The organism is Rathayibacter caricis DSM 15933 (assembly GCF_003044275.1).
Taxonomy (GTDB): domain Bacteria; phylum Actinomycetota; class Actinomycetes; order Actinomycetales; family Microbacteriaceae; genus Rathayibacter; species Rathayibacter caricis.
This window is the reverse complement of the sequence record NZ_PZPL01000001.1, coordinates 3,405,980-3,426,044: the sequence shown is the minus strand read 5'-3', so window position 1 is coordinate 3,426,044 and position 20,065 is coordinate 3,405,980. Positions and strand designations below refer to the sequence as shown.

Below are 20,065 nucleotides of genomic sequence, written 5' to 3'. Positions count from 1 at the left end.
CCTGGTGACGACTCTCGACGACCTCCCCCTCCGCGACGACCTCCGCGGGAAGCTGCCGTACGGCGCTCCGCAGAAGATCGTCCCCGTGGCACTCAACGTAAACGAGAACACCCACCCGGTCCCCGACGGGGTCATCGCCGACATCGTCGAGCGGGTGTCCATCGCCCTGCGGACGGTCAACCGCTACCCCGATCGCGAGTTCCGGGAGCTGCGCGACTCGCTGGCCGCCTACCTCGGACACGGTCTCACCGCGGACGGCGTTTGGGCGGCGAACGGCTCCAACGAGGTCCTGCAGCACATCCTCCAGGCCTTCGGCGGCCCGGGGCGATCCGTGCTCGGATTCGCGCCCACCTACTCGATGTACTCGATCCTCGCCTCCGGCAGCGGCACCGAGTGGATCGGCGCTCCGCGACAGGACGACTTCGAGGTCGGCGCCGAGTACGCGGCCGAGCAGGTCCGGCGTGCGCAGCCCGACCTGGTCTTCCTCTGCGCACCCAACAATCCCACCGGCACGCCCCTCTCCCTCGAGACGGTCGAGGCGGTCTACGACGCCACGGACGGCATCGTCGTGGTCGACGAGGCGTACGCCGAATTCGGGGGCCCCGGCGCGTCCACCGCGCTGAGCCTGCTCGCAGGACGCCCCCGGCTGCTCGTCTCCCGCACGATGAGCAAGGCGTTCGCCTTCGCGGGCGTGCGTCTGGGGTACCTCGCCGCCGACCCCGCCGTCGTCGACGCGCTGCGCCTCGTCCGCCTGCCCTACCACCTCTCCGCGCTCACCCAGGCGGCCGCGACCGCCGCTCTGGCGCACTCCGACGAGATGCTGGCGATGGTCGGCGACATCATCGAGCAGCGCGACCGCATGGTCGTCGGCCTCCGCGAGCTCGGGTACACCCCGCACGCGAGCGGCAGCAACTTCGTGCTTTTCGGGGGAGTCTCCGATCCGGGCGCGACCTTCGAGGCGCTCCTCGCCCGGGGTGTGCTGATCCGCGACGTCGGCATCCCGAACCACCTGCGCGTGAGCGCTGGCACCGCGGAGGAGACGACGGCGTTCCTCGACGCCCTCGCGTCCCTGCCCTCCCTCGACGCCGACCCCGCCGCAGCGCTCGCGCACGAGTAGCGCCCGGCCCGAGGGCGGCCGCGGAGCGGCGAATAGACTGGTCGCATGACCTCTCCGAGCGCCGCATCCGGGCGCACCGCCTCCCTCAGCCGTGCCACCAGCGAGTCGAGCATCGAGCTCTCGATCGACCTCGACGGCACCGGCACCGCGGACCTCGAGACCGGCGTGCCGTTCTTCGACCACCTGCTCACCGCCTTCGCCAAGCACTCGCTCACCGACCTCCGTGTCCGGGCGACGGGCGACATCGAGATCGACATCCACCACACGGCCGAGGACATCGGCATCGCGCTCGGCACCGCCATCCGGCAGGCCCTCGGCGACAAGTCGGGCATCTCCCGCTTCGGCGACGCGCTGGTGCCGCTCGACGAGGCCCTCGTGCAGGCCGTCGTCGACATCTCCGGACGCCCCTACCTGGTGCACAGCGGTGAGCCGGAGGGCTTCGCCCTGCACCTGATCGGCGGGCACTTCACCGGCTCGATGGTGCGCCACGTCTTCGAGGCGATCGCCTTCAACGCGGGTCTCACCGTGCACGTCACCGTGCTCGGCGGACGCGATCCCCACCACATCGCGGAAGCCGAGTTCAAGGCGTTCGCCCGCGCGTTCCGTCAGGCCAAGGCGCTCGACCCGCTCGTCGTCGGCGTGCCCTCGACCAAGGGCGCCCTGTGAGCGCCCGTCCCTCGGTCGTCGTCTACGACTACGGATCCGGCAACGTCCACTCCGCCGTCAAGGCGCTCGAGCTCGCCGGCGCCGACGTCGAGCTGACGTCGGACCGCACGAAGGCGCTCGAGGCCGACGGACTGCTCGTCCCCGGCGTCGGGGCGTTCAGTGCGGTCATGGACGCCCTGACGACGGCGCGCGGTGGCGAGATCATCGACAAGCGACTGTCCGGCGGGCGCCCGGTGCTCGGCATCTGCGTCGGGATGCAGGTGCTGTTCGAGCGCGGCGTCGAGCGCGGCGTCGAGAGCGAGGGCCTGGGCGAGTGGCCCGGCACTGTCGACCTCCTGCCCGCCGAGGTCGTTCCGCACATGGGCTGGAACACCGTCAGTGCTCCCGAGGGCTCGGTGCTCTTCGACGGCATCGCCGACGAGCGCTTCTACTTCGTCCACTCCTACGGCGCTCGGGAGTGGTCGCTCGACGTCATGCCGCCCTTCCCCGCTCCCGCGGTCACCTGGGCCGACCACGGCGGCTCCTTCATCGCCGCGGTCGAGAACGGGCCGCTCTCGGCCACCCAGTTCCACCCCGAGAAGTCCGGCGCGGCGGGCCTGCGCCTGCTCTCGAATTGGCTGGGCGGGCTCCGCACGAACTAGGATCGGCCGGTGGTCGGCGCCGCTCCCCGTGAGCGCCGCCTCCGCACCAGGGCTCCCGAGACTGAGGATGACGATGAGCGAGTTCACCAAGGCCCCGGGCCTTGTCCTTCTCCCCGCGATCGATGTGGCGGGCGGCAAGGCCGTCCGACTGACGCAGGGCGAGGCGGGCACCGAGACCAACTACGGGGACCCCATCGACGCCGCAGGCGACTGGGCCGATCAGGGCGCGGAGTGGATCCACCTCGTCGACCTCGACGCCGCCTTCGGCCGGGGCGACAACCACGGCATCATGAAGAAGGTGATCCGGCAGGTCAAGGGCGTCAACGTCGAGCTCTCCGGCGGGATCCGCGACGACCGCAGCCTCGAGTCCGCGCTCAGCGCCGGTGCGAAGCGCATCAACCTCGGCACCGCCGCCCTCGAGAACCCCGAGTGGGCCGCGAGCGTGATCGCTCAGTACGGCGACCAGATCGCCGTCGGTCTCGATGTGCGCGGCACCACCCTCGCGGCCCGCGGCTGGACCAAGGAGGGCGGCGACCTCTGGCAGGTCCTCGACCGCCTCGAGGAGGCAGGCTGCACCCGCTACGTCGTCACCGACGTGACCAAGGACGGCACCCTCAAGGGACCGAACCTCGAGCTGCTCGAGCAGGTCATGGCCCGCACCCGCCGCCCGGTGATCGCCTCCGGCGGGATCTCGAACCTCGACGACATCGCCGCACTGCGCGACCTCGTCCCGCAGGGCCTCGAGGGCGCGATCGTGGGGAAGGCGCTCTACGCCGGCGCCTTCACGCTCGCGGAGGCGCTGGATGTCGCGTCCGAGTGACGGACGCGCTCTCCCCTCGCATCTGACCGACTCCGCCGGCACCCCCTGGGCGGGCCGCCGTTTCGAGGCGGGCGCGGGGAGCGAGGACGACGGCCGCGCGCCGGAGCCGCTCGTGCGCGCTCTCGCCGCCTTCGCGGACGGATCGCGCGGCCCGGACGCCGTCGTCGACGCGCTGCGTGGATCCCGCCTGCTGATCCCGCTCGTGGCGCACCTCGGCGAGGAGGGTGACGAGGTCGCCGGGCTCCGGACCGACAAGACGCAGGAGCTGTCGATCGTCACGGTGGCCGGCCCGGACGGGCGCGACGTCCTGCCGGTGTTCAGCAGCGTCGACACGATGCGGCGCTGGGATCCGGCGGCGCGCCCCGTGCCCGTCGACGGGCGCCGTGCCGCGCTCGCCGCCGTCGCCGAGTCGACCGAGCTGATGGTGCTCGACCCGGCGTCCGAGCACGAGTTCGCGGTGCGCCGGCCCGCGCTGTGGGCGATCGCCGAGGGCACGCCGTGGCGCAGTGCCGCGGAGGACTCCGAGGTGCTCAGGGCGCTGCGGGCGTCCGCGGAGCAGGAGCCGGTGGTCGTCTCGGTCGACGTCCGAGCCGGAGATCCGCGTCAGCGGCTGCACGGTCCCGAGGTCGTCGTGGTGCTGGCACTCGCTCCCGGACTCGACCGCGAGGCGCTCGGCGCGCTCGTCTCCCGCCTGGGGGAGCGGTGGGCCGCCGACGAGATCGTCGCCTCGCGGGTCGACTCGCTCTCGGTCCAGCTGGCTCCCGCCCGCTGACTCAGGTGACCGGGCCCGTCCACTTCTCGCCCGGGCCCTTGCCGATGGGGTCGGCGATCGGCGAGGCCTCGCGGAACGCGAGCTGGAGGGTGCGCAGTCCGTCGCGCAGGCTGCGTGCGTGCATGTCGCTGATGTCCGGAGCGCCGGCGGTCACGAGGCCGGCGAGCGCGTTGATGAGCTTCCGCGCCTCGTCGAGGTCGACCTGGGCGCCCGGCTCGTCGGCGAGGCCGCACTTCACCGCGGCGGCGCTCATGAGGTGGACCGCCGCCGTCGTGATGATCTCCACGGCGGGCACCTCCGCGATGTCGCGGGCGGCCTCCACGTCGGAGGAGGCGTCGGCGTCGCCGAAGCGCCGCACGTAGTCGTCGTCGTACTGGGCCATGGGTCCTTCGTTCGGTGGATCGGGCCCGCGGAGGGGCCTCGCGCTGCGGCGGCGAGAGGCGACCGCATCCGCTCTGTCGCTCGGGCCGGGATTCTGCTAAGGTGATGCGGGCTCCGAGGCATGTCCTCGGTTCGAAAGTGGAGATTCTCCCACCCGCGCTTGACCGCTTCATTAGGTTACCGGGTCTGAAGCACTCCGCCCTCGGTGACGAGGGCAGGGCTGCGGCACCCGAGCGAAACCTCGGAGGCCGGGTCGCAGGGTGCGAGCACGTGCACGAGCACGTCAGGAATCTCCTCTCTCGGGATGCGCCGGATCAGAATCCGGCAGCAGAGCAGCTACTCACCGAGATCAGAGGAGAAACGCAATCAGCGATCCCCGTACCAACGACCGAATCCGCGTCCCCGAGGTCCGCCTCGTGGGTCCCGCCGGAGAACAGGTCGGCGTCGTGAAAATCGAGGTCGCCCTGCGACTCGCGCAGGACGCAGACCTGGATCTGGTCGAGGTTGCTCCCAACTCCAAGCCTCCCGTCGCCAAGATCATGGACTACGGGAAGTTCAAGTACGAGCAGGCCCAGAAGCTCAAGGAAGCCCGTCGCAACCAGGCGAACACGATCCTCAAGGAGGTCCGTTTCCGCCTGAAGATCGACAAGCACGACTACGAGACCAAGCGCAAGCGCGCCGAGGGCTTCCTGAAGGCCGGCGACAAGGTCAAGGCCATGATCCTGTTCCGCGGTCGCGAGCAGTCCCGCCCCGAGATGGGCGTCCGACTCCTGCAGCGCTTCGCGGAGGACGTGTCCGAATTCGGTCAGGTCGAGTCCACCCCGACCATCGACGGTCGCAACATGGTGATGGTCATCGGCCCGCTGAAGAACAAGTCCGAGGCGAAGGCCGAGGCGAACGCGGTCCGCGCGGCTCGCCGCGAGGCCAACACCCCTGAGGAATCGGCCGAGGCCGAATCCGTCTGATACTTCGCCGCCCCGGCCTCGGGGCCGGCGGACGCCCTGCTCGCGGGGCACCGGTTTCGCCCCGCTGACGCGGGTGCGACGTGACAAGGAGAGAACATGCCCAAGATGAAGACCCACTCGGGTGCCAAGAAGCGCTTCAAGGTGACCGGCTCCGGCAAGGTCATGAAGCAGCAGGCCGGTATGCGTCACAACCTGGAGTCCAAGTCCAGCGTCCGCACCCGCCGCCTGAACCAGGACCAGGTCCTCGCCCCGCAGGACGCCAAGGTCGCCAAGAAGCTTCTCGGTCTGTAGCCCGCAGCCGGCGCAGTCCGCTGCGCCGCGTGGCTACTCCACCGACCCGGATCGATAGGAAGAAAAAGAAATGGCAAGAGTCAAGAGGGCGGTCAACGCCCACAAGAAGCGTCGCGTCATCCTCGAGCGCGCGTCGGGCTACCGCGGCCAGCGCTCGCGCCTGTACCGCAAGGCGAAGGAGCAGGTCACCCACTCCCTCGTCTACTCGTACCGCGACCGTCGTGCGAAGAAGGGCGAGTTCCGCCGCCTCTGGATCCAGCGCATCAACGCCGCGTCCCGCGCGAACGGCCTGACCTACAACCGCTTCATCCAGGGCCTCGCCCTGGCCGGCGTCCAGGTCGACCGCCGCATCCTCGCGGACCTCGCGATCACCGAGCCCGCGACCTTCGCCGCCCTCGTGGCCACCGCGAAGAACGCGCTGCCTGCCGACACCTCGGCGCCCAAGGCCGCCGCGTAGTCCTCGCTGCTCCCGGAGGGGGTCACGACCACTGGTCGTGGCCCCCTCCGTCGTTCCCGGGGAGGCTCGACCGCGGGCGACGTGTCGCCGGGGCCCCCGTCCGCGCCGCCGATAGGCTCGCCGCATGCTCGACAACCCCCGTTCCCCCCGTGTCCGCTCCGTGGCCAAGCTCACCCGGCGCCCGGCCAGGCAGGAGACGGGGCTCTTCCTCCTCGAGGGGCCGCAGGCCGTCTCGGAGGCGCTGCGCTACCGTCCGGAGCTGCTCGTCGAGTCGTTCGCGACTCCGACCGCGCTGGAGCGCCACCCCGAGATCGTCGCCGCCGCCGAGGAGGCCGACGTCGAGATCGAGTACGTGACCGAGGACGTCCTCGATGCGATGGCCGACACCGTCACGCCGCAGGGCTTCGTCTCGGTCTGCCGGCAGTTCCCGACCTCGCTCAAGGACATCGTCGCCTCGGAGCCGCGCCTGGTCGCCGTGCTCGAGGAGGTGCGCGACCCGGGCAACCTCGGCACGATCGTCCGCGCCGCCGATGCGGCCGGCGCCGACGCCGTGATCCTCACGGGGCGCTCGGTCGACCTCTACAACCCGAAGGTCGTGCGCTCGACCACCGGCTCCCTGTTCCACCTCCCCGTCGCGGTCGACGCCCAGCTCGCCGACGTGCTGCAGCGGCTCCGCTCGATCGGCCTGCGCTCGGTGGCCGCGGACGTGAAGGGCGAGGACCTGCTGGACGTCCGTGCCCGCGGCGATCTCGCCCAGCCGACCGTGTGGGTGTTCGGCAACGAGGCCCGTGGGCTGGAGGACGAGTCGCTCGAGCTCGTCGACAGCGTCGTCGCGGTGCCGATCTACGGAGCGGCCGAGTCGCTCAACCTGGCGACCGCCGCCTCCGTCTGCCTCTACGAGAGCGCCTTCGCCCTGCGATCCTGAGCACCAGGAGCGCACTCCTGGGTGCGAGCCGGGCGTCCGGCGCGGTTATTAACCTCTGATTAAGAAAACACTCATGATTTGACCCACCCATTCGCGTGTGATTCTCTGGCCGAATGGAAGCACCTGTGCAGGACGATCGCTCGTCCGCTCCCGTCGGAGAACCCCTCGTCGTCCTCGACGGCGTGCAGAAGCACTACGGGGAGTTCCAGGCTCTGAAGGACATCGACCTCACCATCAACCGCGGTGAGGTCGTCGTCGTCCTCGGTCCCTCCGGCTCCGGCAAGTCGACGCTCTGCCGCACGATCAACCGCCTCGAGACCATCTCGGGCGGCACGATCTCGATCGACGGGCAGAAGCTGCCGGAGGAGGGCAAGGGCCTCGCCGCGCTGCGTGCGGACGTGGGGATGGTGTTCCAGTCCTTCAACCTCTTCGCGCACAAGACGATCCTCGAGAACGTGACGCTCGGGCCGATCAAGGTCCGCAAGCTCGCCCGGAAGGCCGCCGAGGCCGAGGCGCAGGCGCTGCTCGACCGGGTCGGCGTCGGTCACCAGGCGGGCAAGACCCCGGCCCAGCTCTCGGGCGGCCAGCAGCAGCGCGTGGCCATCGCCCGCGCACTCGCGATGAAGCCCAAGGTGATGCTCTTCGACGAGCCCACCTCGGCCCTCGACCCCGAGATGATCAACGAGGTGCTCGACGTGATGGTCGGCCTCGCCAAGGACGGCATGACCATGATCGTCGTCACCCACGAGATGGGCTTCGCGCGCAAGGCCGCCGACCGCGTCGTCTTCATGGCCGAGGGCGAGATCCTCGAGGACACCGACCCCGAGTCGTTCTTCACCGCGCCGCGCACCGACCGCGCCAAGGACTTCCTCTCGAAGCTCATCACCCACTGACTCCTCCCGCACCAGGAGGTGCGAGGGCCCGCGTCCGCACAGCACGCAGGACGCGGGGCCCCGCACAGCATCCATCCGACGGATCGACCCCCACCATCCCGGGGAGCGATCGGACACCGCCCGCTCAGACGGGCCACACCCAGGAAGGACGACCATGCGCACCAAGCTCATGTTCATGACCGCCGGGATCGCAGCAGCGACCCTCGCCCTCGCCGGCTGCGCCGGCGGCGACTCCGGTACCGGCGACGCCGGCGCCGGATCCGAGGAGAGCGGAGCGGCCTACGAGGTCGCCACCGACGTGACCCTCGAGGGCAGCCCCACCTTCGACGCGATGACCTCGGCCGACCAGGTCACCATCGGAGTCAAGGAGGACCAGCCCGGACTGGGCTACCTCGACGCCGCGACCGGTGAGCGCTCGGGCTTCGACATCGAGATCGCGAAGTGGATCGCGGCCTCGCTCGGCTTCTCCGAGGACCAGATCGAGTACACGGCGATCCCGTCGGCCAACCGCGAGGCGTCGATCGTGAACGGCGACATCGACTACTACGTCGGCACCTACTCGATCACCGACAAGCGCAAGGAGCAGGTCGGCTTCGCCGGACCCTACTTCGAGACCGGCCAGCAGCTGCTGGTCGCCGCGGACAACGACTCCATCGAGGGTCCGGACGACCTCACCGCCGAGACCACCGTGTGCTCGGCGACCGGGTCCACCCCGATCCAGAACATCCGCACCAACTACCCCGATGTCCCGACCGAGGAGTTCGACACGTACTCGCAGTGCGTCGACGCCCTCAACGACGGACAGGTCGACGCGGTCACCACCGACGGCGCGATCCTGATCGGCTACGCGGCGCAGAACCCGGACGAGCTCAAGGTCGTGGGCGAGCCCTTCAGCACCGAGCTCTACGGAGTCGGCCTCGCGAAGGACGACACCGCGCTGCGCGGCTTCATCAACGACATGTTCACCGAGGGCGGTGACACCTGGACCGCGATCTACGACGAGACTCTCGGCGAGTCCGGCACCGAGGTCGAGCAGCCCGCGGTCGACGCGTACTAGCAGGTCTCCCGGGGCGGCGCCGAGCGCGCCGCCCCGGGGCCCCGCCTCTCCCACCCACCTCCCGATGAAAGGGCTCGCCGCATGGATGTTCTGCTGAACAACCTCGACGTGTTCGTCCCGGCCTTCGGCAACACCCTGTTGCTCTTCGCCGTCTCGCTCGTCTTCGCCCTCCTCATCGGCACCGTCGTCGGCGCCATGCGCGTCTCGCCCGTCCCGATCGCCCGCGCGGTCGGCACGGTGTACGTCAACACCATCAGGAACACGCCACTGACGCTCCTGATGTTCTTCTTCGCCTTCGGCTACCCGAAGCTCGATCTGCCGGACCTCGACTACACGACGCTCGCCATCTTCGCCCTCAGCCTCTACACCGCGACCTACGTCGCCGAGGTGCTGCGCTCGGGCATCAACACCGTCCCGATCGGGCAGGCCGAGGCCGCCCGCGCCATCGGCCTCGACTTCGGCCTCACGATGACCCAGGTCGTCCTGCCGCAGGCCTTCCGGTCGGTGATCCCGCCTTTGATGAGCGTGCTGATCGCCCTCCTCAAGAACACCACCGTGGCGGCGGGCTTCTCCGTCGCCGAGGCCGGCACGATCGTCCGCGAGCTCAACGAGCGCGGCGAGAACAGCCTCATCGTGGTGCTCTGGGTCGCGCTCGTGTTCGTGGTCCTGGTCACCGTGCTCTCGCTCGTCCAACGCCAGCTCGAGAAGAAGTGGAGGGTCGCCCGATGAGCTCCGTCCTCTTCGACAACCCGGGCCCGCGCGCCATCGCCCGCAACCGACTGATCGGGGCGGTCGTCGTCCTCCTCCTCGCGGCCTTCCTCGCCTTCGTACTCTGGCGATTCGCCGAGTCGGGGCAGTTCTCGGCCGAGAAGTGGCGCGCGTTCCAGTACCCCCTCGTCTGGCAGAGCATCGGAGCGGCGCTCGGGCAGACGCTCGCCGCCTTCGCCACCGCGGGAGTCGCCAGCATCGTGCTCGGCCTGGTCCTCGCCGTCGGCCGGCTCTCGGACCGCCGGTGGATCAACATCCCGGTCACGCTCTTCATCGAGCTGTTCCGCGCGATCCCCGTCCTCATCCTGATGATGCTGATGTACTACGGGCTGCCGTTCGCCGGGCTCAAGCTCAGCCCCTACCTGGCGGTCGTCATCGCGCTGACGCTTTACAACGGCTCCGTCTTCTCCGAGATCTTCCGCGCCGGCATCGAGGCGCTGCCTCGCGGGCAGAAGGAGGCGGGCTACGCCGTCGGCCTGAGCAAGGCCGGCGTCATGCGGCTCATCCTGTTCCCGCAGGCGATCCGCTCGATGCTGCCGGTCATCATCGCGCAGCTCGTGGTGGCGCTGAAGGACACCGCGCTCGGCTCGATCATCACGTACAACGAGCTCCTCTACTACGCGAAGTACCTCGGCAACCAGCCGAGCCTGGACAGCCCGATCATCCCCGCCGCCATCGTCATCGGAGCGATCTACATCGGCATCTGCCTCGCCCTGTCGGGCCTGGCGAAGTGGGTCGAGATCCGCACCAAGAACAGTGGACGCCGAGGGACCGGCCACCCCGCCGCCCGTGCCACGACCGACACGGCGCTGCTGGCGGCGCAGGACTGAGTTGGTTGGTCCTTCACTCCGCCGGCGTGAAGGACCGCGGTCGGCGGGGCGCGTGGTGCGTTTACGGGAGCGGAGTGCGTTCGGCTAGCGCGGATCGCTGGCACGCGATCCGCGCGTTCGCCTCCGGGGACGCGGCTGGTCGTCCGCGAGGGGCTCCTTGCCCTCTGCTGGTCGAGTAACCGCGCAGCGGCGTATCGAGACCGACGTCTCTGAGGGCCGCCCCCGCCTGCTGGTCGAGTTGCCGCGTAGCGGCGTATCGAGACCCACGTCCCCCCGGCCTCGTCCCGTTCCGCTCTCTCCGAAGAGGGACGAGGCCGACCCGCCCCACAGGGCACGCGGGAAGCCCCGCGCGACCCCTCGCCTACACTGGGGGATCGTGTCCGACAGCAACCCGATCACCGACGAGGCCGTCTCCTCAGCCGTCGCCGAGGCGCTCACCGCGATCAGCGCGGCCGGCGACTCCGCTGCCCTGAAAGCGGCCCGCTCCGCCCACCTCGGTGAGGGCTCCGCCCTCGCCCGACTGAACGCGCAGATGCGCTCCGTGCCCCCCGAGGCCAAGGCCGCCTCCGGCAAGCTCGTCGGCTCCGCCCGCAAGCAGGTCGGCGACGCCTACACCGCCCGCGAGGCGGAGCTCGTCGCCGCGGAGGAGTCCGCCGCCCTCGACGCCGAGAGCGTCGACGTCACCGCCGGCGCGTCCTTCCGCCGCGTCGGCGCCCGGCACCCGCTGTCGCTCCTCCAGGAGACCGTCGCGGACGTCTTCGTCGGCATGGGCTGGGAGATCGCGGAGGGCCCCGAGCTCGAGAACGAGTGGTTCAACTTCGACGCCCTGAACTTCGACGAGGACCACCCGGCCCGCGCGATGCAGGACACGTTCTTCGTCGATCCGGTCGACTCCCATCTGGTGCTGCGCACGCACACCTCGCCGGTGCAGATCCGCTCCATGCTCGAGCGCGACCTGCCCGTCTACGTCATCGCACCCGGACGCGTGTACCGCACCGACGAGCTCGACGCGACGCACACCCCTGTCTTCACGCAGTTCGAGGGGCTGGCCGTCGACCGCGGTCTGACCATGGCGCACCTCCGCGGCACGCTGGAGCACGTCGCACGACTCCTGTTCGGCGACGAGGCCCGCATCCGCCTGCGTCCCAACTACTTCCCCTTCACCGAGCCCAGCGCGGAGCTCGACATCTGGCACCCGACGTTCGTCGGCGGCGCCCGGTGGATCGAGTGGGGAGGCTGCGGCATGATCAACCCGAACGTGCTGCGCGCGGCCGGCATCGACCCGGAGGAGTACTCCGGCTTCGCCTTCGGCATGGGCATCGAGCGCACGCTGATGTTCCGCAACGACGTGAAGGACATGCGCGACATGGTCGAGGGCGACGTCCGCTTCAGCGAGCAGTACGGGATGGTGATCTGATGCGCATCCCGCTGAGCTGGCTGGGCGAGTACGTCGATCTGGAGCCGGGCACGAGCACCGAGTCGGTGCACGCAGCGCTCGTCTCTGTCGGTCTCGAGGAGGAGGACGTCCACCGCTTCGACGTCTCCGGGCCCGTCGTGGTCGGGCAGGTGCTCGAGTTCACCCCCGAGCCGCAGAAGAACGGCAAGACCATCAACTGGTGCTCCGTCCGCGTCGCCCCCGAGGGAGAGACGGCAGCCGACGGCGGCGAGGACGTCCGCGGCATCGTCTGCGGCGCGCACAACTTCGTCGCGGGCGACAAGGTCGTGGTCTCTCTTCCCGGTGCTGTTCTGCCCGGCCCGTTCCCCATCTCCGCGCGGAAGACGTACGGTCACGTCTCGGACGGCATGATCGCGTCGAGCCGCGAGCTCGGCCTCGGTGACGACCACGACGGCATCCTGCGCCTGGCGACCCTCGGCATCGATCCCGAGGTCGGCACCGACGCGATCGGACTGCTCGGCCTCGACGACGCGGCGGTCGAGGTCAACGTGACTCCCGATCGCGGCTACGCCTTCTCCCTCCGCGGCATCGCCCGCGAGTACGCGCACGCCACGGGAGCCGCGTTCCGCGACCCCGCCCTCGCGGTCACCGGCGTCGAGCGCTCCGAGCACGCCCCCGTGTTCCCCGTCGCGATCGAGGACGGCGCGCCGATCCGAGGCCGCGACGGCGCCTCGGTCTTCGTGACCCGCGTCGTCCGCGGCGTCGACACCGCTCGCCCGACCCCGCCCTGGATGGTCGCGCGCCTGCGCCTCGCCGGCGTGCGGTCGATCTCGCTCGTGGTCGACATCACCAACTACGTCATGTTCGAGCTCGGCCAGCCCCTGCACGGCTACGACCTCGACACCCTCCAGGGCGGCATCGTCGTGCGGCGTGCGCAGCCGGGGGAGACCCTCGAGACACTCGACGGGCAGACCCGTCGGCTCCACGCGGAGGACCTGGTCATCGCCGACGACGGCGGAGCGATCGGTCTCGCCGGCGTCATGGGCGGCGCCCGCACCGAGATCGGCGGGGCGACCCGGGACGTCCTGATCGAGGCTGCGAACTTCGATCCGGTGTCCGTCGCGCGCACCGCCCGCCGGCACAAGCTGCCGAGCGAGGCCTCCCGCCGGTTCGAGCGCGGAGTCGATCCGCTGGTCGCCCCGATCGCCGCGGCCAGGGCCGTGCAGCTGCTCGTCGAGCTCGCCGGCGGCACGGCGGACGAGCTCGGCTCGTCCCTGACCGGCTCGATCGCGCCGCCCGTCCTCGAGCTGCCCGACGGCTACGTGTCCGCCCTCATCGGGGTCGATTACACGCCGGAGGAGATCCGGGGCTCGCTCGTCGAGATCGGTGCGAGTGTCGAGGCCGGCGGCGCCGGGCTCCTCGTCACTCCGCCGAGCTGGCGTCCCGACCTCACCGACAAGGCGACGCTCGCGGAGGAGGTCGCCCGGATCACCGGGTACGACCGCATCCCGTCGATCCTGCCCGTCGCTCCGCCCGGCCGCGGTCTGACGACCGGGCAGCGCCTGCGCCGGACGATCGCGCAGACGCTCGCCGCCCAGGGGCTCGTCGAGGTGCTCTCGTACCCGTTCCTGTCGCGGTCGATCAACGATCGGCTCGGCTCGCCGACCGGCGATCCGGTGCAGCAGGTCACACTGGCGAACCCGCTCGACGCGACCGCGGGGCAGCTGCGCGTCACGCTGCTGCCCGGCCTCGTGCAGGTCGCCGCGCGCAACCGCTCCCGCGGGCTGACCGATCTGGCCCTCTACGAGACCGGCACCGTGTTCCTCCCCGACGCCGACGCGCCGTTCGGCTCGGCCGAGCTGCCGCGCGGCGCCGAGCGGCCCTCGGCCGAGGTCGAACGGTCTCTCAACGCCGGCATCCCGCCGCAGCCGCTGCACGTCGCCGCGCTGCTGACCGGCGCCGCCGTGGAGCGCCAGCCCGGTGTCGCCCAGCGCGACGTCGACTGGCGCGACGCGCTCGACGTCGTCCGTGCGGTCGGTGCGGCCGCCGGAGTCGAGCTCGAGATCCGCCAGGGCGCCCACGCGGCTCTGCACCCGGGACGCACCGCCGAGGTCCTGCTCGCCGGCGCCGTCGTCGGCTGGGCGGGGGAGCTGCTGCCCTCGCTGGCAGAGGAGCTCGATCTGCCGCGCCGGGTCGCCGTCGCCGAGATCGACCTCGATCCCGTCCTCGCCCGTGCGGGTGGCGTCGTCGTCGCGCGTCCGGTCGGGGCCCTGCCCGCCGCGACGCAGGACCTGTCGCTCGTCGTCCCCGTGGGGGTGCCGGCGGGCGAGGTCCGCTCGGCCGTCGCCGAGGGTGCCGGGATGCTGCTGGAGTCGCTGCGACTCGTCAACGACTACCGGGGTGCGGGCCTCGAGCCGGGCACGAAGTCGCTGACCTTCGCCCTGCGCTTCCGCGCCGCCGATCGCACTCTCACCGCCGCCGAGGCGACCGCGTCGAAGGAGAGCGGAGTCGCTCTCGCGGCCGAGCGCTTCGGCGCCCGCCTGCGCGACTGAGCGGTCCGGCCGTCCGCCCTCGCGGGGCGGGCGGACCGATCGCGTCACCCGCACGGACTAGGCTGTCGGGCATGACTTTTTCCGTGGCGGTGGCCGGTGCGAGCGGATACGCGGGCGGCGAGCTGTTGCGCCTGCTCGCCGATCACCCCGAGTTCGAGGTGCGGACCGTCACGGCGCACGCGAACGCCGGCCAGCCTCTGATCGCTCTCCAGCCGCACCTCCGGTCGCTGCGTCACCTGACGCTGGTCGACACCACGACCGAGAACCTCACGGGTCACGACGTCGTGTTCCTCGCACTGCCGCACGGCCGGTCCGGTGAGATCACGGCCACGCTTCCCGAGGACGTGCTCGTGGTGGACTGCGGCGCCGATCACCGGCTGAACGACGAGCAGGACTGGGCCGACTACTACGGCGGCGAGTTCGCCGGGGCGTGGCCGTACGGACTCCCCGAGCTCCTGATCGGCGGCGGCGGACGCAAGCAGCGCGAGCTCCTCGAGGGCGTGCGGCGGATCGCGGTGCCCGGCTGCAACGTCACGGCCGTCACCCTCGGTCTCGCGCCCGGTGTCCACGCCGGCGTGATCGAGCCCGCGGACCTCGTCTCCGTGCTGGCGGTCGGCCCCTCCGGCGCAGGCAAGACCCTGCGGACGGATCTGCTCGCGAGCGAGCTCCTCGGCTCGGCCCACGCCTACGGGTTGAGTGGCGCCCACCGCCACAACCCCGAGATCCGGCAGAACCTCGCGCTCGCGGGCGCCGGCCCCGTCTCGATCTCCTTCACCCCGGTGCTCGTGCCGATGTCCCGGGGCATCCTCGCCACGTCGACGGCGCGGCTCGCACCCGGGGTGTCCGCGCACGACGTGCGCGCCGCCTGGGAGGCCGCATACGCGGACGAGACCTTCGTGCAGCTGCTGCCGGAGGGCGTGTTCCCACGGACGGCCGACGTGGTGGGGGCGAACACCGCCCTGGTCGGCATCGGCGTCGACGAGCGCGCCCGCCGGGTGGTCGCGGTGACCGCGATCGACAACCTCGTGAAGGGCACCGCGGGCGCGGCGATCCAGTCCACCAACATCGCCCTGGGCCTCCCCGAGTCCCTGGGCCTCAGTGTGAACGGAGTCGCCCCGTGAGCGTCACGGCAGCAGCGGGCTTCGAGGCGGCGGGCGTCGTCGCGGGTCTCAAGTCCACCGGAGCGCGCGACATCGCGCTCGTCCGAAACCTCGGCCCGCTGCAGAACGCGGCCGCCGTCTTCACGAGCAACCGGTGCAAGGCGAACCCCGTGCTCTGGAGCGAGCAGGTGATGCGCGACGGAGTCGCGTCCGCGATCGTGCTCAACTCGGGCGGTGCCAACTGCTACACCGGGTCGCAGGGCTTCCAGGTGACGCACCGCACGGCCGAGCTCGTCGGCGAGCTGCTCGAGGTCGCGGCCGGTGACGTTCTCGTCTGCTCGACCGGGCTGATCGGCGATCAGCTCGACCTCGCGAAGATCACCGGCGGAGTGACGGACGCGGCGGCGGTCCTCGCGGGAGCGACCGGCGCCGAGGCGGGCGAGGACGCCGCGCGCGCGATCATGACCACCGACACCGTGCCCAAGCAGTCGACCGTGCGCTCGGACGACGGCTGGAGCATCGGCGGCATGGCCAAGGGCGCCGGCATGCTCGCACCGGGCCTCGCGACGATGCTCGTGGTGATCACGACCGACGCCGTCCTCGACTCCGCCGAACTCGACGCGGCGCTGCGATCGGCCACTCGCGTGACCTTCGACCGGCTCGACTCCGACGGCTGCATGTCGACCAACGACACCGTCGCGCTGCTGGCCAGCGGAGCGAGCGGGGTGCGCCCCTCCGTCGACGCGTTCGCCGCCGCCCTCACCGAGGTCTGCCGCGACCTGACGCTCCAGCTCCAGGCCGACGCGGAGGGAGCCGCGCACGACGTGGCGATCCGCGTGCTGAACGCCGCGAGCGAGGACGAGGCCGTGGTCGTCGCCCGCGCCGTGTCCCGCAGCAATCTCTTCAAGGCCGCGATCTTCGGCAACGATCCCAATTGGGGTCGGGTCCTGGCGGCCGTCGGCACGACCGACGCCGAGTTCGACCCCTACGGCATCGACGTCGCGATCAACGGGGTGCAGGTCTGCCGCGCGGGCGAGCCCTTCGAGAGCCGCGACCTGGTGGACCTCGCACCGCGGGCGGTCTCGGTCGACATCGACCTGCACGCAGGAGAGGCCACCGCGACCATCTGGACGAACGATCTCACGCACGACTACGTGCATGAGAACTCGGCCTACTCGAGCTGAGGCGGACATGGACCACGACACGCACACCGAGGCGGAGGGCATCGCCCTGCGCGCCGACGCGGGCGCGAAGGCGGGCACGCTCATCGAGGCGCTGCCCTGGCTGAAGCGCTTCCACGGCCGCACGATGGTGATCAAGTTCGGCGGCAACGCCATGGTGTCGGAGGAGCTGCAGCGCGCCTTCGCGCAGGACATCGTCTACCTGCGCTACGCCGGCATCCGGCCGGTCGTCGTGCACGGGGGAGGGCCCCAGATCACGCGGATGCTGGACGGGCTCGGCATCACGAGCGAGTTCCGGGGCGGGTACCGCGTGACGAGTCCCGAGGCGATGGAGGTCGTCCGGATGGTGCTCACCGGGCAGATCAGCCGCGACATCGTCCGCCGGATCAACGAGCACGGACCGCTGGCCGCCGGGATCTCCGGGGAGGACGCCGGGCTGTTCCTCGGCCGCAGGCGCGGTGTCGTCCTCGACGGTGTCGAGCACGATCTGGGGCTCGTGGGCGATGTGGTCGCGGTCGACCCGGCCGCCGTGCTCGCCCAGCTCGAGGCCGGCCGCATCCCCGTGGTGTCGTCAATCGCGCCCGACTCCGACGATCCGACGCAGTCGTTGAACGTCAACGCCGATGCGGCCGCCGCCGCGCTCGCGGTGGCTCTGGGTGCCGAGAAGCTGGTGATCCTGACCGACGTCCCCGGCCTCTACTCCGACTGGCCGAACCGCGACTCGCTCGTCTCGCAGATCTCGTCCGACGAGCTCATCGCCCTGCTGCCCTCCCTCGAGTCGGGCATGATCCCCAAGATGACGGCGTGCCTGGACGCGGTGCAGGGCGGGGTCCCCAAGGCGGCGATCATCGACGGTCGTCTGCCCCACTCCGTGCTCCTCGAGGTGTTCACGAGCGAGGGCGTCGGTACCGAGGTCGTCGCCTCCCCGCCGACGGTCGACCGGGAGCGAACGTCGGGCCGCTGACCTCTCAGCGGCCCCGGCTCCGAGCGCCGATCCATCGGGATCCGCGCACAGACGGCCCCCTCGGCCGGTCCGCTCGCTCAGAAAGGCTCGCCATGTCCTCCGACTCCGTTCTCACCGACTCCCGCACCGACGAGGCGCGCGACCGCTACGCCGCGGCGATGATGCGCACTTTCGCCGCTCCGCTCGCGGTCCTCGAGCGGGGCGAGGGCTGCCGCGTCTGGGACGTCGACGGGCGCGAGTACCTCGACTTCCTCGGCGGGATCGCGGTGAACTCGCTCGGCCACGCCCATCCGGTGTTCGTCGAGGCGGTGGCCCGCCAGGCGGGCGCGATCGCCCACGTCTCCAACTACTTCGCCACCGCGCCGCAGATCTCGCTCGCCGAGAAGCTCCGCGAGCTGAGCGGAGCGGGTGACGCGGGCCGTGTCTACTTCGCGAACTCCGGCACGGAGGCGAACGAGGCCGCGTTCAAGCTCGCGCGGCTGAACGTCCAGGGCGGTCCGCGGCCACGGATCCTCGCTCTGCACGGCGCGTTCCACGGCCGCACCATGGGCGCACTGGCGCTGACGGCCAAGGCGTCCATGCGGGCGCCGTTCGAGCCGATGCCGCCCGGAGTCGAGCACATCGACGCCACGGTCGAGGCGCTCGAGCGGGCGATCGACGGCTCGGTCGCCGCGCTCGTCGTCGAGCCGATCCAGGGGGAGGCGGGGGTCGTCCCGCTCCCGGACGGTTTCCTCCAGCGGGCTCGCGAGCTCACCCTGCAGCACGGCGCGCTCCTGATCGTCGACGAGATCCAGACCGGAGTGGGGCGGACCGGCCACTGGTTCGCCTTCCAGAGCGCCGGGATCGTCCCCGATGCGATCACGCTCGCGAAGGGACTCGGCGGCGGCTTCCCCGTCGGCGCGTTGGTCACCTTCGGTCGAGCGTCCGAGCTGTTCCAGAAGGGGCACCACGGCAGCACCTTCGGCGGCAACCCCCTGGCCACCGCGGTGGCAAGAGCCGTGATCGGCGAGATCGAGCGGGCCGACCTGCTCGACAACGCCCGGCAGCGCGGGGCGCAGATCGGGCGCGCCGTCGACGCCATCGGCTCGCCCCTGATCGGCGGCGTCCGCGGAGCGGGGTTGCTCCTCGGGATCGCCCTGACCGAGCCCGTCGCGGCCGAGCTCGCCGCCGCGGCCCTCGCCGAGGGCCTGATCGTCAACGCGGCGAACGAGACGAGCATCCGCCTCGCGCCTCCCCTCATCATCACCGCCGACGACGTCGACGACTTCGCCGCCCGCTTCGGCCGCGCTCTCGCGGCGATCACCTCCGACCACTCCTCCACCGAAAGCGACCCCCACCCGTGACCCGCCACTTCCTCCGCGACGACGACATCACCCCCGCCGAGCAGGCCGAGATCCTCGACCTCGCCCTCGAGCTCAAGCGCGACCGGTGGTCGCGCACACCGCTGCAGGGTCCGCAGACCGTCGCCGTGATCTTCGACAAGTCCTCGACGCGCACCCGGGTGTCCTTCGCCGTCGGCATCGCCGACCTCGGCGGGTCGCCGCTGATCATCTCGACGGCGAGCAGCCAGCTCGGCGGCAAGGAGACCGCGTCGGACACCGCGCGCGTCCTCGAGCGGCAGGTGGCCGCGATCGTCTGGCGCACCTACGCGCAGTCCGGACTCGAGGAGATGGCGCGCGGCACACGGGTCCCCGTCGTCAACGCGCTGTCCGACGAGTTCCACCCGTGCCAGCTGCTCGCGGATCTGCTGACCATCCGCGAGCACCGGGGGCGCCTGGCCGGGCTCACCCTGACCTTCTTCGGCGACGGAGCGAGCAACATGGCGCACTCCTACCTGCTCGCGGGTGCGACGGCCGGCATGCACGTGCGCATCGTGTCTCCCGAGAGCTACTCTCCCGACCCCGCCGTGCTGGCCGACGCCCAGCGCATCGCCGCGGGCACGGGCGGCTCGGCGACCACGACGACCGATCCGGCCGAGGGAGCCGCCGGTTCCGACATCGTGATCACCGACACCTGGGTGTCGATGGGCAAGGAGGAGGAGAAGGCGGAGCGCGTCGCGACGTTCGGCGCCTACCGGGTGGACGCGGGCACAATGGCCGCCGCCGCCCCCGACGCCCTCTTCCTGCACTGTCTGCCGGCCGACCGCGGCTACGAGGTCACCTCCGAGGTGATCGACGGGCCGCAGAGCGTGATCTGGGACGAGGCCGAGAACCGGCTGCACGCCCAGAAGGCGCTCCTCGTCTGGCTCCTCGAGCGCGCGGACGAGCCCGCCGCCGCTCAGTAGACTCG

Annotated in this window: 21 protein-coding genes; 20 read left to right on the top strand and 1 reads right to left on the bottom strand. The window is 71.2% G+C overall.

The features are described from left to right. Positions 1-4 precede the first annotated feature (4 nt). The 5 genes from C1I63_RS15995 to C1I63_RS15975 all read left to right on the top strand — a co-directional run bounded on the left by C1I63_RS15995 (position 5) and on the right by C1I63_RS15975 (position 4,016). Positions 5-1,117: a histidinol-phosphate transaminase gene (locus tag C1I63_RS15995; RefSeq protein ID WP_425326980.1), complete on the top strand. Its 1,113-nt coding sequence runs from the start codon at positions 5-7 to the stop codon at positions 1,115-1,117. Positions 1,118-1,162: 45 nt separating this feature from the next. Continuing rightward, a complete protein-coding gene (gene hisB / locus C1I63_RS15990; RefSeq protein ID WP_055793307.1) occupies positions 1,163-1,783 on the top strand; it encodes an imidazoleglycerol-phosphate dehydratase HisB in 621 nt (206 codons plus the stop codon). Continuing rightward, a complete protein-coding gene (gene hisH / locus C1I63_RS15985; protein ID WP_107575402.1) occupies positions 1,780-2,424 on the top strand; it encodes an imidazole glycerol phosphate synthase subunit HisH in 645 nt (214 codons plus the stop codon). The genes hisB and hisH overlap by 4 nt, the downstream gene beginning before the upstream one ends. A 73-nt stretch (positions 2,425-2,497) precedes the next feature. Continuing rightward, positions 2,498-3,244 carry a bifunctional 1-(5-phosphoribosyl)-5-((5-phosphoribosylamino)methylideneamino)imidazole-4-carboxamide isomerase/phosphoribosylanthranilate isomerase PriA gene (priA, locus tag C1I63_RS15980; protein WP_055793876.1) on the top strand — a complete coding sequence of 249 codons (747 nt, stop codon included), beginning with the start codon at positions 2,498-2,500 and terminating at the stop codon, positions 3,242-3,244. Next, positions 3,228-4,016, top strand: a complete 789-nt coding sequence (locus tag C1I63_RS15975; RefSeq protein WP_055793301.1) for an SseB family protein — start codon at positions 3,228-3,230, stop codon at positions 4,014-4,016. Before priA ends, C1I63_RS15975 begins: the two co-directional genes overlap by 17 nt. A gap of 1 nt (position 4,017) precedes the next feature. Here the strand turns inward: C1I63_RS15975 and C1I63_RS15970 are convergent, their stop codons facing one another. Further along, on the bottom strand, positions 4,018-4,398 hold the full coding sequence (locus C1I63_RS15970; protein WP_055793298.1) for a DUF1844 domain-containing protein: 381 nt from the start codon (positions 4,396-4,398) through the stop codon (positions 4,018-4,020). Between the two features lie 364 nt (positions 4,399-4,762). Between C1I63_RS15970 and infC the strand changes: the two genes are divergently transcribed. From infC to argF, 15 genes are all read left to right on the top strand, one after another. Next, positions 4,763-5,362, top strand: coding sequence for a translation initiation factor IF-3 (gene infC, locus C1I63_RS15965; RefSeq protein ID WP_077222490.1), 600 nt, complete (start codon positions 4,763-4,765; stop codon positions 5,360-5,362). A 96-nt stretch (positions 5,363-5,458) separates the two neighbouring features. Further along, on the top strand, positions 5,459-5,653 hold the full coding sequence (gene rpmI / locus C1I63_RS15960) for a 50S ribosomal protein L35 (RefSeq protein ID WP_055793295.1): 195 nt from the start codon (positions 5,459-5,461) through the stop codon (positions 5,651-5,653). Positions 5,654-5,723: 70 nt separating this feature from the next. Continuing rightward, positions 5,724-6,110, top strand: coding sequence for a 50S ribosomal protein L20 (gene rplT / locus C1I63_RS15955; protein ID WP_055793292.1), 387 nt, complete (start codon positions 5,724-5,726; stop codon positions 6,108-6,110). A 124-nt stretch (positions 6,111-6,234) separates the two neighbouring features. Continuing rightward, entirely contained in the window at positions 6,235-7,035 is an 801-nt protein-coding gene (locus C1I63_RS15950; RefSeq protein ID WP_107575401.1) for a TrmH family RNA methyltransferase, read from the top strand. A 125-nt stretch (positions 7,036-7,160) separates the two neighbouring features. Further along, on the top strand, positions 7,161-7,928 hold the full coding sequence (locus C1I63_RS15945; RefSeq protein WP_230674052.1) for an amino acid ABC transporter ATP-binding protein: 768 nt from the start codon (positions 7,161-7,163) through the stop codon (positions 7,926-7,928). Positions 7,929-8,082: 154 nt separating this feature from the next. After that, positions 8,083-8,985: a glutamate ABC transporter substrate-binding protein gene (locus tag C1I63_RS15940; protein WP_055793283.1), complete on the top strand. Its 903-nt coding sequence runs from the start codon at positions 8,083-8,085 to the stop codon at positions 8,983-8,985. Between the two features lie 81 nt (positions 8,986-9,066). Further along, positions 9,067-9,714, top strand: a complete 648-nt coding sequence (locus C1I63_RS15935; RefSeq protein WP_055793280.1) for an amino acid ABC transporter permease — start codon at positions 9,067-9,069, stop codon at positions 9,712-9,714. Beyond that, positions 9,711-10,583, top strand: coding sequence for an amino acid ABC transporter permease (locus C1I63_RS15930; protein WP_055793872.1), 873 nt, complete (start codon positions 9,711-9,713; stop codon positions 10,581-10,583). Before C1I63_RS15935 ends, C1I63_RS15930 begins: the two co-directional genes overlap by 4 nt. A 376-nt stretch (positions 10,584-10,959) precedes the next feature. Beyond that, entirely contained in the window at positions 10,960-12,000 is a 1,041-nt protein-coding gene (gene pheS / locus C1I63_RS15925; protein WP_107575400.1) for a phenylalanine--tRNA ligase subunit alpha, read from the top strand. Beyond that, positions 12,000-14,531 (top strand): phenylalanine--tRNA ligase subunit beta, encoded by a 2,532-nt coding sequence (gene pheT / locus C1I63_RS15920; protein WP_107575399.1) that lies wholly within the window; start codon positions 12,000-12,002, stop codon positions 14,529-14,531. Before pheS ends, pheT begins: the two co-directional genes overlap by 1 nt. Positions 14,532-14,602: 71 nt before the next feature. Beyond that, positions 14,603-15,652, top strand: a complete 1,050-nt coding sequence (gene argC / locus C1I63_RS15915; RefSeq protein WP_107575398.1) for an N-acetyl-gamma-glutamyl-phosphate reductase — start codon at positions 14,603-14,605, stop codon at positions 15,650-15,652. Further along, on the top strand, positions 15,649-16,815 hold the full coding sequence (gene argJ, locus C1I63_RS15910; RefSeq protein ID WP_107575397.1) for a bifunctional glutamate N-acetyltransferase/amino-acid acetyltransferase ArgJ: 1,167 nt from the start codon (positions 15,649-15,651) through the stop codon (positions 16,813-16,815). The genes argC and argJ overlap by 4 nt, the downstream gene beginning before the upstream one ends. Before the next feature lie 7 nt (positions 16,816-16,822). Next, positions 16,823-17,776 carry an acetylglutamate kinase gene (gene argB / locus C1I63_RS15905; RefSeq protein ID WP_107575396.1) on the top strand — a complete coding sequence of 318 codons (954 nt, stop codon included), beginning with the start codon at positions 16,823-16,825 and terminating at the stop codon, positions 17,774-17,776. Between the two features lie 92 nt (positions 17,777-17,868). Then, the gene (locus C1I63_RS15900; RefSeq protein WP_107575395.1) at positions 17,869-19,119 is read left to right on the top strand and encodes an acetylornithine transaminase; all 1,251 of its coding nucleotides are present in this window, start codon (positions 17,869-17,871) and stop codon (positions 19,117-19,119) included. Then, positions 19,116-20,060, top strand: coding sequence for an ornithine carbamoyltransferase (gene argF / locus C1I63_RS15895; protein ID WP_107575394.1), 945 nt, complete (start codon positions 19,116-19,118; stop codon positions 20,058-20,060). The genes C1I63_RS15900 and argF overlap by 4 nt, the downstream gene beginning before the upstream one ends. The last annotated feature ends 5 nt before the right edge of the window (positions 20,061-20,065 follow it).